This window comes from Streptomyces sp. NPDC030296, from assembly GCF_055572815.1.
This window is the reverse complement of record NZ_JBVICQ010000003.1, coordinates 307,135-320,776: the sequence shown is the minus strand read 5'-3', so window position 1 is coordinate 320,776 and position 13,642 is coordinate 307,135. Positions and strand designations below refer to the sequence as shown.

Here is a 13,642-nt window from a genome sequence, read left to right as displayed (position 1 = left end):
CGGTGCGGATCGGAAAGGGAGCGGCCCCTCCGACCGGTCGTCAGGAGGGGCCGCGCGGGAGTTACTTGGTGAGATGGTCCGGGCCGAAGGCCTGGGGCAGCATCTCCGAGAGAGGGAGGATCCCCCCGGGGGTCTCCAGCAGCAGATCCGGGCCGCCGAACTCGTACAGCAACTGCCGGCAGCGGCCGCACGGGACGAGGACCTCGCCCTTGCCGTCCACGCAGGTGAAGTGCGTGAGGCGGCCGCCGCCGCTGTTCTGCAGCTCCGAGACGAGCCCGCACTCCGCGCACAGGCCGAGCCCGTAGGAGGCGTTCTCGACGTTGCAGCCCGAGACGATCCGGCCGTCGTCGACGAGGGCGGCCACGCCGACCGGGTAGCCGGAGTACGGGGCGTACGCCCGGGACATGGCGTCCCGGGCCACCGTACGCAGCTTCTCCCAGTCGACGGCGGTCACTTGCCCTGTCCCTTCCGGTACGGCAGGCCGTCCGCCTTCGGCATCCGCAGCCGCTGTGCGGAGAGCGCGAGGACGATCAGGGTGATGACGTACGGGGTGGCGGCGACGACCTGGTTCGGGACCTCGTTGGTGGTGGCGTACCAGGTGAACACCAGTGCGCCGATGACGGCGGTGATCAGGGCCGGGACGAACTTCTTGCGGACGGCCAGCCAGATCGCGCCGATCAGCAGCAGCAGCGCGCCGAGCAGCAGCAGGGCGTGGACGTTCTCCGAGCCGCCGCGCAGGTTGAGGCTGTCGGTGTAGCCGAACAGGCCGGCGCCGAGGGCGAGGCCGCCCGGCATCCAGTTGCCGAAGATCATCGCGGCGAGGCCGATGAAGCCGCGGCCGCTGGTCTGGCCCTCCAGGTAGAAGGGGTTGGCGACGATGGAGAGGAAGGCTCCGCCGAGGCCAGCCAGACCGCCGGAGATGATCACGGCGATGTACTTGTACTTGTAGACGTTGACGCCGAGGGACTCGGCGGCGATCGGGTTCTCACCGCAGGAGCGCAGCCGCAGACCGAAGGCGCTGCGCCACAGGATCCACCAGGTGGCGGGGATCAGCGCGACGGCGACGAGGGTCAGCCACGAGACGTTGGTGACCAGACCGCCGAGCAGGCCGGCGAGGTCGGAGATGAAGAACCAGCCCTTGGAGTTGAGTTCCGTCAGCGCGTCCGACAGTCCGGGGATGGTGAAGTCGCCGATGGACTCGACCGGCGGGGACTGCTTGGCGGAACCGCCCTGGTGGCCCTCGAAGGCCAGCGGGGCGAGGTAGCGGGTGGCGCCGAGGGCGAGGATGTTGATGGCCACACCGGAGACGATGTGGTTGACGTTGAAGGTGACGGTGACGAAGGCGTGCAGCAGACCGCCGACCGCGCCGCCGGCGATGCCGACCAGAACGCCGGTCCACGGGCCGTACTGGAAGCCGGCCCAGGCACCGAACCAGGTGCCGAGGATCATCATGCCCTCGAGGCCGATGTTGACCACGCCCGAGCGCTCGGCCCACAGACCGCCGAGACCGGCCAGACCGATCGGAACGGCCAGCTCCAGCGCGGTGGACATCTGACTGACGTTGGTGATGCCGTCCGCGCCGGTGATGATGCGGACGAGCGAGGTGAGTGCCAGGACGCCGGCGATGACCAGCAGCAGCACGGGCAGCGACATCTTCCGCCCGGTGCGGGCGGTGGGCTCCAGCGAGGGCTGGTTGAGGTCGGTCGCGGTGGTGCTCGTGGTCATCGGCCAGCCACCTCCTTCTTGACGTTGTTGTCCGCGCCGAGGACGTTCCCGGCGGCGAGCTCGGCGCCGACGCGGCGCTGCTGGCGGCGCAGGCCCCACTCACGGACGGTCTCGTAGGAGACGACGACCGAGAGCACGATCAGGCCCTGCATGATGACCGCGATCTCCTTGTCGTAGCCGTGGAAGTCCAGCTCCGGCGACGCCTTGTCGAGCCAGGCCCACAGCAGGGACGCGAAGGCGATGCCGACGGGGCTGTTGCGGCCCAGCAGGGCGATGCCGATGCCGAGGAAGCCGATGCCGGTGGGGAAGTTCAGGCTGTAGGTGTGGGTGTCGCCGAGCAGGATCGGCAGACCCGCGAGGCCGGCGACACCGCCGGAGATCAGCATCGCGGTGAGGATCATCCGCTTGGGGTCGACACCGCTGGCCGCGGCGGCCGTCTCCGAGGCGCCGGAGGCGCGCAGGTCGAAGCCGAAGCGGGTGCGGTTGATGACGACCCAGTAGCCGACGCCGAGCGCGACGGCGAGGAGGACCAGGCCGTAGATCTCGCCGGCGGCGCCCATGTCGATGCCGGGGACCCAGCCGGACTCGGCCATCTCGCCGGTGGTGTTGTTGTTGCCGACCTTGACGCCGAAGACGTCCGGCAGCCAGAGGTAGCCGATGATCGAGGTCGCGATCGCGTTCAGCATGATCGACGCGACGACCTCGCTGACCCCGCGGGTGACCTTGAGGACACCGACGATGCCGGCCCAGAAGGCACCCGTGAAGATCGCCGTGAGCATCAGCAGCGGGATCTGGAGGGCCGCGGGCAGGTCCATGTGGGCGCCGACGATCGCGGTCATCATGGCGCCGAGCAGGTACTGGCCGTCGACGCCGATGTTGAACAGGTTCATGCGGAAGCCGATGGCCACCGCGAGGGCCGCGATGTAGTACAGCGACGCCTGGTTGATGATCCGGACCTGGATGTCCGAGAACGACGCCTGCTCGAACATGATCGAGAACGGCTCGACCGGGTTCTTGCCGGACGCGAGCAGCACGATCGCGGTCAGCACGAAGGCGACGGCGAGCGCGAGGACCGGCCCGGCCACCGCGAGGAGCACCCGCTCCTTGTCGAACTTCTTCATCAGCGGGCCTCGCCTTCCGGAGACTCGGGGGCCTTGCCCGGCGTCTCGGGGGTCTCTTCATGTTCGAGGTGGCCGGTGGCGGCACCGGTCATGGCGGAGCCGAGCTCCTCCGGGGTGATGGTGGCTGGGTCGGCGTCCGCGACCAGCTTGCCGTTGTAGATCACCCGGAGGGTGTCGGACAGGCCGATCAGCTCGTCGAGGTCGGCGGAGATCAGCAGCACGGCCAGACCCTCGCGGCGGGCCTCCCGGATCTGGTCCCAGATCTGGGCCTGCGCGCCGACGTCCACACCGCGGGTGGGGTGGGCGGCGATCAGGAAGCGCGGCTTGTGGCTCATCTCGCGGCCGACGATCAGCTTCTGCTGGTTGCCGCCGGACAGGGAGGCGGCGGTGACGTCGATGCCGGGGGTGCGGACGTCGTACTCGGCGACGATCCGGCGCGTGTCCTCCTGGGCGGCCTTCGGGTCGAGCCAGACGCCCTTGGCGTTGGGCCGCTCGGTCACATGGCCGAGGATACGGTTCTCCCAGAGGGGGGCCTCCAGGAGCAGACCGTGCCGGTGGCGGTCCTCGGGGATGTAGCCGACGCCCTGCTCACGGCGCTTGCGGGTGGGCCACGTGGTGATCTCGTCGTCGGCCAGCCGGACGGTGCCGGAGTCGGCTGCCTTCAGACCGATCAGCGCGTCGATCAGCTCGGTCTGGCCGTTGCCCTCGACACCGGCGAGGCCGAGGACCTCGCCCGCGTGGATGGTGAAGCTGATGTCGTCCAGGAGCACCTTGCCGCCGGGCGCCACGAGACGCAGCTTGTCGACGCTCAGGACGGCGCGGTCGGTGACCGTGGACTCGGCGGTCTCCGGGGTGGGCAGCTCGCTGCCGACCATCAGCTCGGCGAGCTGACGCGGGGTGGTCTCGGCGGGGACGGCCGTACCGACGGTCGTACCGCGCCGGATGACGGTGATCTCGTCGGCGACGGAGAGCACCTCACCCAGCTTGTGGGAGATGAAGATGACCGACAGGCCCTGCGCCTTGAGCTCGCGCAGGTTGGCGAAGAGCGCGTCGACCTCCTGCGGCACCAGCACGGCGGTGGGCTCGTCGAGGATCAGGGTGCGGGCGCCGCGGTAGAGGACCTTGAGGATCTCCACGCGCTGGCGCTCGGCGACGCCGAGTTCCTCCACGAGGACGTCGGGGCGGACCCCGAAGCCGTACCGGTCGGAGATCTCCTTGATCGTGCGGCGGGCCTTGGCACCGATGCCGTAGAGCTTCTCGCTGCCGAGGACCACGTTCTCCAGAACGGTGAGGTTGTCGGCCAGCATGAAGTGCTGGTGCACCATGCCGATGCCGCGCGCGATGGCGTCGGCGGGGGACGAGAAGCTCACCTGGTGGCCGTCGACAGCGATGGTGCCCTCGTCCGGCTTCTGCATGCCGTAGAGGATCTTCATCAGGGTCGACTTGCCGGCGCCGTTCTCACCGACGAGGGCGTGGACGGTGCCCTTGCGGACGGTGAGGTGGATGTCGTGGTTGGCCACCACGCCGGGGAATCGCTTGGTGATCCCGGCGAGTTCGACGGCGGTCTCCTGACCGTTGACCGCCGCGTCGGCCGGAGGGCTGCTGGACGCGTTGATGGCGCACTCTCCTGGGAAAGGGGGTCGTCTACGCGCGTAGCGCCCCTACGGCATCGAAAGGGGCGACGCCCGAGACAACGGGGTACAGGGAGTCAGACTCCCCGTACCCCGTTGAGCGGACGTAACCCCGCGGTTACCAGCGGCTCCGGGGAGGTGCGGGCCGGATGTACGGCTCCCGCACGGCCGCACTCCCCCGGGGCCGCGTGTCTGCTCGAGGTTCTGCTGGCTCAGCTGGTCTTGACCTTGATCTCGCCGCTGATGATCTTCTCCTTGGCCGTCTCAAGGGCCTCCTGGAGCTTGGTGTCGTCCTTGAACGTGGGGTTCGAGACGGCGAGGCCGACCTCACCGCTCTTCAGATCGCCCCTGACGATACCGGTCTCGGGCTTGCCGTCCTCGACCGACTTCGCCAGGTTGTACACCGCCTTGGCGACGTCCTTCATGGCCGAAGTCAGGATCGCGTCCTTGTACTTCGCGAGGGCTTCCTGCTTGTACTGGTCGGAGTCGACACCGATCGCCCACACCTTGTTGGCGGCGGCGGCCTCGATCACGCCCTGACCCGACAGACCGGCCGCCGCGTACACGACGTCGGCCTTCTTCTCGATCTGGCCCTCGGCGGCCGACTTGCCCTTGTCGGGGCTGGAGAAGCCGCCCTCCTCGGCCGTCTGGGTGAGGTACTGGGTGAGCACCTTGGCCTTGGGGTTGGTGTCCTTGACGCCCTGCTCGAAGCCGGCCTGGAACTTGTGGATCAGCGGGATGTCCACGCCGCCCACGAAGCCGACCACGTTGGTCTTGGTGCTCTTGGCGGCCGCGACGCCCGCGAGGTACGAAGCCTGCTCCTCGGAGAAGACCAGGTCGGCCACGTTCTTCAGCTGGACGGTGGAGTCGTCCACGATGCCGAAGGTGGTGTCCGGGTACTGCTCGGCGGCCTCCTTCACGGCGGTCGCGTACGCGTAGCCGACGCCGATGACCGGGTTGTAGCCCTGCTTGGCCAGGGAGACCAGGCGCTGCTCCTTGTCGGCGTCCGTCTCGCCCTCGGTGGGCTCGATGTCCTGGGTCTGGTACCCGAACTCCTTCTTCGCCTGCTCCAGGCCCGCGAACGCGGCGTCGTTGAAGGACTGGTCGCCCTTGCCGCCGACGTCGTACGCGATCGCGAGGCCCTTGTCGCCGCCCTTCGAGTCGGAGGAGGACGAGGCCTCCGTCGAGGTGCCGCCACAGGCGGAGAGGGCGAGGGTGAGGGAGGCGGTCGCTGCGCCTGCGACCGCGATGCGGGAAACCCGGCGCATGTTCTGGTGCTCCTAGTCGTACAAGCGCCGGAGGGTACTGCTCAGTGGTGCTTCACAGCGTCGGCGCTGGCTTTCGCCGAGGGTAACGCGCGTAGACCCTGGCGGGAAAGCCCCGGTTGCCCTGTTGTTATGGGGCCGTGTCGGAGGCGGGATCCAGGCCGACGTGCCTGCTGATCGGGACGCGAACCCTTCAGTCAGGACGCACAGGTCAGCGGTCCGCCGAACGTGAATCCCGGCCGGACGGCTCCCCGGACGGCGCCATCCACCCCAGAAGCACGCGGGAACGGCGCTGGTCGCCTCCAGGGGCCCAGAACACGCCGGTCGGGAGACAGCCCGCTGCAGTCGATCACGGTTGGTAATGTCATGCACACTTCTCGAACTCACGCACGAGATACATGAGTTCGGCTAGAACGGCAGACGACACGACATCAAGGGACTTCATTGAACAGGATGACGCACGCGATAACCCCGCGGCTCTTGGTTGCAGCCGTCCTGGCGGGCGGCATGGTGACCGCCTTCAGCGGCAGTGCACAGGCGGCCGTCTCCGGCTGCAGCGCACGCATCAACACGCCCATAACGAATCAGGCGTCAGCCCACTGCACCAGCGGGTTCGGGAAGTTTCGCGTCAAGGCACAATGCGACTCACCCAACTACCCCTACACCACGACTGTCTACGGACCGTGGCGGTCGCTCACGTCCGGTGGCGGCACGTCACCTTCGGTTGTGAACGGCGACAGCTACAACTGTCACACCTCCAAGGCTTGGGTGGACCCGCGCTAGCTCGACTACTCGCAACAAGAGGCGGGCGGGTGCCGTGGCACCCGCCCGCTTCTTCACGTCCTCAAGGCCGTTCCGGTGACTACTCGGTCTTGACCTTGATCTTGCCGGCGATGATCTCTTCCTTCGCCTTGGCGACGGCGTCCGAGAGACCCGCGATCTTGGCGAACTCCGGGTTGGACTCGGCCAGGCCGACTCCGTCGACCTTCAGGTCGAACGTCTGGACGCCGGTGAGCGGCTTGCCGTCCTCGACGGACTTGGCCAGCGTGTAGACCGCGCCGCCGACGTCCTTGAGGGCCGAGGTGAGGATGGAGCCCTTGTAGGAGGCGAGGGCCTCCTGCTTGTACTGGTCGGAGTCGACACCGATCGCCCAGACCTTCGCCTTGGCGGCGGCCTCGATCACGCCCTGACCGGAGAGACCGGCGGCGGCGTAGAGGACGTCCGCGCCCTTCTCGATCTGGCCCTCGGCGGCGGCCTTGCCCTTGTCGGGGCTGGAGAAGCCACCCTCCTCGGCCGTCTGGGTCAGGTACTGCGAGATGACCTTGACCTTGCCACCGCTGGTGTCCTGGACACCCTGCTTGTAGCCGGCCTCGAACTTGTGGATGAGCGGGATGTCCACACCGCCCACGAAGCCCACGGTGTTCGACTTGGTGGCCTTGGCGGCCGCGACACCGGCGAGGTACGACGCCTCCTGCTCGGCGAAGACCAACGAAGCCACGTTGTCGGCCTTCACCTCCGAGTCGACGATGCCGAACGTGGTCTTCGGGAACTTCTTGGACGCGGCCTCCATGGCCGGGCCGTACGCGAAGCCCACGCCGACGACCGGGTTGTAGCCCTGCTTGGCGAGGGACTCCAGGCGCTGCTGCTTGTCGGCGTCCGTCTCGCCCTCGGTGGGCTCGATGTCGGCCGTCTTGTAGCCGAACTCCTTCTCGGCCTTCTGCAGGCCCGCGTACGCCGCGTCGTTGAAGGACTGGTCGCCCTTGCCGCCGATGTCGTACGCGATCGCGAGGCCCTTGGTGCCCTTGCTCTCGCCGTCGCCGCCGTTGCCGCTCTCGCTGCTGGTCCCGCCACAGGCCGTGGCGGCGAGCGCCAGCGACGCGACCCCCACCGCGACGCGGGTCAGTTTGGAAATCCGACGCATCTTGAAGTTCCCCATCTTCTCCAAAGCCCCGCAGCCGGGTGCTCAGTTCGGCGCACATTAACGCGCGTAGACACTCCTGGGAACGGGGTTTCGACTGGCCGTTATCCATTCGTGCCGATGGCCGGTTACGTCCTCGTGAACCATGGGACCGAAAGGGACGCTTGGGGACAGAGCCCTTCTCACGTCTCTCGCGTTCCGTGTCTGCCGGGTGACTTAAGCGTGACGGTGCGCGCGCCGTACGGGGGCCGTACGACACGCGCACCAGGCTGCCGCGAGGGCGGGGGCGCCGCAACCGGAGAGGGTGCGGATCGGGTACCGGATCCGTGAAGGCCGTGCCCTAGGAGGTGGCGGCGGTGTCGAGGACCTGCATCCGGGCGTCCAGCAGGGCGGCGGCGGTGAACAGCTCGACACCCACGGTGATGGCGTGCTCGTCCGCGTCGAAGTCGCCCTGGTGGAGGTCGCGGACCGTGAGGTCGCCCGCGCGGCGGACGCCCAGGCGGGCCATGGCGCCGGGGACGTGCTCCAGGTACCAGGAGAAGTCCTCGCCACCGAGGCTCTGCTCGGTGTCCTCGACGGCCGTGGCGCCGCGGCGGGCCACCATGGCGTCGTGGATCAGCTCGGTGACGACGGGGTCGTTGACGACCGGCGGGACGCCCCGGACGTAGTTGATCTCGGACTTGGCGCGGTGCAGGGTCGCGACCTCGGCGATCGCCTCGTGCACCAGGTCGGGCGCCTGCCTCCAGGCGTTGATGTCGAGGCAGCGCACGGTGCCGGACAACTCGGCGTGCTGCGGGATCACGTTCGGGGCGTGGCCCGACTCGACGCGGCCCCAGGTCACGGACAGTCCGCTGCGGGCGTCGACCCGGCGGGCGACCAGCGCCGGCACGTCGGTGACGACGCGGGCGGCGGCCGTGACGAGGTCGGTGGTCAGGTGGGGCCGCGCGGTGTGGCCGCCGGGGCCGTCGAGGGCGATCTCCAGGCGGTCGCAGGCCGACGTGATGGGGCCGTGGCGCAGACCGATACGGCCGGCGTCGACCCTCGGGTCGCAGTGCACGGCGATGATCCGCCCGACGCCTTCGAGGGCGCCGCTCTTGATCACGTCGCCGGCACCGCCGGGGAGGACCTCCTCGGCGGGCTGGAAGATCAGCCGGACGGGGCGCGGCAGCTGCCCCTTGCGATGCAGGTCGGCGAGGACGAGCCCGGCGCCGAGCACGACGGTGGTGTGCACGTCGTGGCCGCAGGCGTGGGCGCGGTCCGGGACGGTGGAGCGGTACTCGCAGTCCACCTTGGTGTCCGGGATGGGCAGCGCGTCGATGTCGGCGCGCATCGCGAGGCGGGGCCGGCCGCCGTCCCAGTCGCCGATGTCACAGATGAGTCCGGTTCCGCTCTCGAGCACGCGCGGTCGGAGCCCTGCCCTCTCCAGGCGGGCCTTGATCGCGGCGGTCGTGCGGAACTCCTGGTTCCCGAGCTCGGGGTGCATGTGCAAGTCGCGGCGGAACGCGACGAGTTCGGCACGCAGGGCTTCGGGCAGGGTGCCGGGGAGGGCGGCTTCGGCTTCCCCGGGCAGATCGGCCTCGGACTCTCGGGACATCAGTTGGTTCACCCTCTGAAGGGTAGGGCGATCGAGCGACCTTCTAACCCTCGATCAACAAAAAATCAGCCCGTAAGGGGAAGATTTCTGGCCGCACGACGCATACGTATGGGCAGGGATGGGTATACCCGTCCGCCTTTCGTGGCGGGCAGACCTCATGGACGGGACGCGATCGACGCGGCGCCGACGGCGCGACCCACCGGGATGACCGGGGCGTCCCTCCGGGAACGCCGGGGGTTGCCCGCGAATCCCTTCGTCCAAACGTCCGGGGGTACCCGAACGATTCCCACGTTCCACGGATACCACGTTCCGGGCACCGTGATGTGCCGAAGCTGGCGCCCTTGGGTGACTGTTTGACTACCGCGGGCGAGACTCACCAGGTACGGGGTGGGGCTGTGAGGTGAGGATTCAGGGGCCGAAGGTGACCAGGGTCACCCAAGGGCGCGGGGGCCGGACGGGGGTGGTGCGGTGACGCTGCGGGGCGGGTGGACACCCGACTGTGAGGGTCGGCCGCGCCCCTTGCGTCGCGCCTGAGGCCGGCTGGAGTCGCACGGGAGGCGGAGGGAGCCGCACGGTGGGGTGGTGGCCGGTCTGTCCGATGGTCGCCCCTGGAGGGGCCCCTGGCGGGCCGGGGCGGTCCGGCGCAGGGCACGTACGTACGTGCTCACAGGTAGATCCGGAACGCCGCATGGACGGCGAAGCCGTGGGTGGTCACGCCACCGGGCCTGCCCCGGCACGCGGCCAGATCGACGCCACCGACGACAGGCGAGCTAGATCGGCGCCACCGACGACAGGCGGTGCACGTCCCTCGCCGTGCCGGTGACTCCGGAGAGGAAGCCCTGGGCGCGGGGGGAGGCGGTCTCGGTCAGCCAGCTGGGGTCGATGTCGCAGACGGCGACGCGTACGTCCGTGCCCGCCAGGGCCAGCGGCAGGGTGTGGACCACGGTCGACGGGAAGCTGAGGATGGTGCGGCCGATGGGACCGCGGCGGGCGATCAGTTCCAGCGGGAGGTCGGGGCGGACGATCTCCAGGCCCGTCTCCGCCGCGAGGGCGTGGAGCTTGTCGGAGCTCTCGCGGCGGTGGGCGAAGTAGCGGGTCGCGCCGTGGGCCTTGGCGAGGGAACGGACGGCTTCGAGGTAGCGGTCGCCGTCCACCACGCCGGTCTCCACCAGGGAGGTGCCGACGAGGTCCGCGCCCTTGGTGATGCGGGGCGGGCCGAAGCGGTCCCGGGTCCAGGCGAAGTCGTTGGCGGTGACGGTGACACCCTCGGGGGTCTCGTCGATCGGCATGGAGGAGAAGACCTCGACGCGCCGGCCGGCGGTCGGGGTCAGCCGTCTGCGGGCCTTCGCGGAGACCGGGGCGAAGACCAGGTCACGGGGGCCGGGACGGCCGCCCTTGCGGTGCCAGCGGACCAGGCGTTCGCCGCGGGCCAGCTGGGAGACGAACTCCATGGTGGCGGTGCCGTCGTCGACCACGACGACGTCCGGTGCCCTGGTGATCGTCAACAGGAGCTGGACGTAGCGGGAGAAGGGGTCGCCCAGGACGACGCGGCGCGCGGCGCGCAGCAGCGGGGCGAGCCCGCCGACGGTGCGGAACGGGGCCGCCGCGCCGCCGCGGGCCTCCTCCCAGCGCACCTCGTGGCCCTCGTCCCGCGCCAGCTCCGTCATGCGGCGCAACTGTCCCCGGGTCATGGGGTCGTTGGGCGACAGGACGACCAGGGTGAGCCCCGTGCCGGACGCCCCGGGCGACGGTCGCACGCCGTAGGAGGCGGCGAGGCCGGAGGGCGCCCCCGGCTCGGAGGCCGGCCCCGCGCCGGGGGCCTGTCGCGTGCCGAGGGCGTGGGCGTGAGCCCACTCCAGCACGTTCAGGAGCTGTACCGGGCTCTCGACGAAGGCGAGAGTGTGGGGGCCGGTGGTTCCGGCGCGGGGGCTCATCGACGTACGACCGTCGCTTCCCTTGGTGGATGGGAGGTGGGGTGTCAGACGCCGACCGGCTCGCCCGCCGCCGCCGCGATCTCCGCCTCGGCGACGACGCCGGAGACACGGCGCAGCTTCTTCATGGGGCCGAGCTCGGAGTCGTAGACCTTCTTGACGCCGTCGCCGAGGGAGGCCTCGATGGTGCGGATGTCGCGGACCAGGCGGGTGAGGCCCTGGGGCTCGACGGAGGCGGCCTGGTCGGAGCCCCACATCGCGCGGTCGAGGGTGATGTGGCGCTCGACGAAGGTGGCGCCGAGGGCGACCGCGGCGAGCGTGGTCTGCAGCCCCGTCTCGTGGCCGGAGTAGCCGATCGGGACGTTCGGGTACTCGGCCTGGAGGGTGTTGATGACGCGGAGGTTCAGCTCCTCGGCCTTCGCCGGGTACGTCGAGGTGGCGTGGCAGAGCAGGATGTTGTCCGAGCCGAGGACCTCGACCGCGTGGCGGATCTGCTTCGGGGTGGACATACCGGTGGAGAGGATGACCGTGCGGCCGGTGGCGCGGAGCGCGCGCAGCAGCTCGTCGTCGGTCAGGGAGGCGGAGGCCACCTTGTGGGCGGGGACGTCGAACTTCTCCAGGAAGGCGACGGCCTCGGTGTCCCACGGGGAGGCGAACCAGGCGATGCCCTTCTCCTTGCAGTACGCGTCGATCTGGCGGTACTCGTCCTCACCGAACTCCACGCGGTGGCGGTAGTCGATGTAGGTCATGCGGCCCCAGGGGGTGTCGCGCTCGATGTCCCACTGGTCGCGGGGGGTGCAGATCTCCGGGGTGCGCTTCTGGAACTTGACGGCGTCGCAGCCGGCCTCGGCGGCGACGTCGATCAGCTTGAAGGCGTTCTCCAGCTCGCCGTTGTGGTTGATGCCGATCTCGCCGCAGATGTAGACGGGCTGGCCGGGGCCGGCGATGCGCTCGGTACCGAAGGTGCGCAGGCGGGAGTTGGTCGCAGACATGGTGGAACGTTCCTTACTTGTCGAGGGGGTCGAGAGAGTCGAGAGAGGGACCGAGGATCCAGCCGGCGATCTCTCGGATCGCGCCTTCACCACCGGGGACGGTGGTGACCGCGCGTGCGGCGCCGCGCACGACGTCGTGGGCGCTGCCGACCGCCACGGGCCAGCCCACGAGGGCGAAGCACGGGAGGTCGTTGACGTCGTTGCCGACGTAGAGCACGCGCTCGGGCGCGATGCCCTGTTCCTCGCACCACTGCTTCAGGGCGAGGTCCTTCCGGTCGATGCCGTGGAGCACCGGGATCTGCAGCTTCCGGGCCCGGGCGGCCACGACCGGGTTCTGTTCCGTGGACAGGATCAGCATCTTCAGGCCGCTCCTGCGGAGGGCCGCGATGCCGAGTCCGTCGCCGCGGTGCACGGAGACGAACTCCCGTCCGTCGGAGTCGATCAGCACCCGGTCATCGGTCTGGGTGCCGTCGAAGTCGAGGACTACGGCGTCGATGTCGTCGTAGGTGGGGAGGGCGCCGGGCCGGTTCGCGTCGAAGAGGGGCGCGAGGGCCTGGGCGCGGGCGAGGTCGTGCGGGTCGTCGATCTCCAAAACCCGGGCGGGGTCGGTGCGGACGAGTTCCGTACGGCCGAAGAAGCGGTGCCGGTGCTTGCGGAGTCCGGCGGCGTCCATGGCGTACGCGGCACCGGTCTCCAGCAGGTCCTGGGGGCGGTCCTGGCGGCGGGGGCGGAACGACTTGTCGTGGTTGACGCCGTAGCCTCCGGCGGTCGGGCCGGGGTCGGCGGGGCCGTCGCCCGCCGGTGCCACGCCGAGCCCGGTGGCGGCGTCGGCTCCGTTCCGCGTGCCGCCGGCGAGCGTCGTGGGCGCGCCGTGCACCATCGCGCCGCGCGCCGCCGCGCCGCCGACCGCCGCGGCGCCCACGCGGTTCGCCTCGTCGCCGTCGGCGAGCTCGTCCGCCGTGTCCCGCCAGACGAACCCGTGGAACGGGGCCACGGTGAGGGCCGTGTCGGCTCCGTGTTCCACCACGGCGCGGGCCACGCCGTCGATGTCCTCGCGGAGGATGAACGGGCTGGTGCACTGGACGAGGAGGACCACGTCGACGGCGGCGCCGTGGAGCGCCTCGTGGGCGTCGAGGGCGTGCAGGACGGCGGCCTCGGAGGTGGCGGTGTCGCCGGCGATGGCGGCGGGCCGCAGGACGACCTCGGCGCCGGACTCGCGGGCGGCGGCGGCGATGGCGTGGTCGTCGGTGGAGACCACGACGTCGGTCACCAGCCGGGCAGCCCTGCACTCGCGCACCGCGCGGGCCACCAGCGGCACACCGCCGACGGGGGCGAGGTTCTTCGCGGGGACGCCCTTGGAGCCACCGCGTGCGGGGATGACGGCGAGGACGCGGCGGACGGAGGCCGCTCGGTCCGCTTCCGGGTGGGACATCAGTGGAGCTCCTTGCGAGGGCGACGGGTGGCG

At 70.1% G+C, this 13,642-nt stretch carries 10 protein-coding genes; all 10 read right to left on the bottom strand.

All coding sequences use genetic code 11. The features are described from left to right. Window positions 1-61 precede the first annotated feature (61 nt). Window positions 62-454 carry a cytidine deaminase gene (locus tag ACZ4Z3_RS09450; protein ID WP_055714431.1) on the bottom strand — a complete coding sequence of 131 codons (393 nt, stop codon included), beginning with the start codon at window positions 452-454 and terminating at the stop codon, window positions 62-64. Then, window positions 451-1,725 (bottom strand): ABC transporter permease, encoded by a 1,275-nt coding sequence (locus ACZ4Z3_RS09445; RefSeq protein ID WP_468500427.1) that lies wholly within the window; start codon window positions 1,723-1,725, stop codon window positions 451-453. The genes ACZ4Z3_RS09450 and ACZ4Z3_RS09445 overlap by 4 nt, the downstream gene beginning before the upstream one ends. After that, window positions 1,722-2,846, bottom strand: a complete 1,125-nt coding sequence (locus ACZ4Z3_RS09440) for an ABC transporter permease (RefSeq protein WP_468500426.1) — start codon at window positions 2,844-2,846, stop codon at window positions 1,722-1,724. The genes ACZ4Z3_RS09445 and ACZ4Z3_RS09440 overlap by 4 nt, the downstream gene beginning before the upstream one ends. Beyond that, window positions 2,846-4,462, bottom strand: coding sequence for an ABC transporter ATP-binding protein (locus ACZ4Z3_RS09435; protein ID WP_468500822.1), 1,617 nt, complete (start codon window positions 4,460-4,462; stop codon window positions 2,846-2,848). Before ACZ4Z3_RS09435 ends, ACZ4Z3_RS09440 begins: the two co-directional genes overlap by 1 nt. 227 nt (window positions 4,463-4,689) lie before the next feature. Further along, window positions 4,690-5,745, bottom strand: coding sequence for a BMP family lipoprotein (locus ACZ4Z3_RS09430; protein WP_468500425.1), 1,056 nt, complete (start codon window positions 5,743-5,745; stop codon window positions 4,690-4,692). A gap of 859 nt (window positions 5,746-6,604) precedes the next feature. Continuing rightward, window positions 6,605-7,663 carry a BMP family lipoprotein gene (locus tag ACZ4Z3_RS09425; RefSeq protein ID WP_468500424.1) on the bottom strand — a complete coding sequence of 353 codons (1,059 nt, stop codon included), beginning with the start codon at window positions 7,661-7,663 and terminating at the stop codon, window positions 6,605-6,607. Between the two features lie 337 nt (window positions 7,664-8,000). After that, window positions 8,001-9,254 carry an amidohydrolase gene (locus ACZ4Z3_RS09420; RefSeq protein WP_468500423.1) on the bottom strand — a complete coding sequence of 418 codons (1,254 nt, stop codon included), beginning with the start codon at window positions 9,252-9,254 and terminating at the stop codon, window positions 8,001-8,003. Between the two features lie 770 nt (window positions 9,255-10,024). After that, window positions 10,025-11,188, bottom strand: coding sequence for a hypothetical protein (locus ACZ4Z3_RS09415; RefSeq protein WP_468500422.1), 1,164 nt, complete (start codon window positions 11,186-11,188; stop codon window positions 10,025-10,027). Between the two features lie 44 nt (window positions 11,189-11,232). After that, a complete protein-coding gene (locus tag ACZ4Z3_RS09410; RefSeq protein ID WP_055539807.1) occupies window positions 11,233-12,177 on the bottom strand; it encodes an N-acetylneuraminate synthase family protein in 945 nt (314 codons plus the stop codon). A gap of 13 nt (window positions 12,178-12,190) precedes the next feature. After that, window positions 12,191-13,609: a cytidylyltransferase domain-containing protein gene (locus ACZ4Z3_RS09405; RefSeq protein WP_468500421.1), complete on the bottom strand. Its 1,419-nt coding sequence runs from the start codon at window positions 13,607-13,609 to the stop codon at window positions 12,191-12,193. Window positions 13,610-13,642: the final 33 nt, after the last annotated feature.

Coding starts and splice junctions, on each gene's coding strand:
- ACZ4Z3_RS09445 (WP_468500427.1), bottom strand. CDS start 1,725: ATGACCACGAGCACCACCGCGACCGACCTCAACCAGCCCTCGCTGGAG.
- ACZ4Z3_RS09440 (WP_468500426.1), bottom strand. CDS start 2,846: ATGAAGAAGTTCGACAAGGAGCGGGTGCTCCTCGCGGTGGCCGGGCCG.
- ACZ4Z3_RS09430 (WP_468500425.1), bottom strand. CDS start 5,745: ATGCGCCGGGTTTCCCGCATCGCGGTCGCAGGCGCAGCGACCGCCTCC.
- ACZ4Z3_RS09425 (WP_468500424.1), bottom strand. CDS start 7,663: ATGCGTCGGATTTCCAAACTGACCCGCGTCGCGGTGGGGGTCGCGTCG.
- ACZ4Z3_RS09420 (WP_468500423.1), bottom strand. CDS start 9,254: ATGTCCCGAGAGTCCGAGGCCGATCTGCCCGGGGAAGCCGAAGCCGCC.
- ACZ4Z3_RS09415 (WP_468500422.1), bottom strand. CDS start 11,188: ATGAGCCCCCGCGCCGGAACCACCGGCCCCCACACTCTCGCCTTCGTC.
- ACZ4Z3_RS09410 (WP_055539807.1), bottom strand. CDS start 12,177: ATGTCTGCGACCAACTCCCGCCTGCGCACCTTCGGTACCGAGCGCATC.
- ACZ4Z3_RS09405 (WP_468500421.1), bottom strand. CDS start 13,609: ATGTCCCACCCGGAAGCGGACCGAGCGGCCTCCGTCCGCCGCGTCCTC.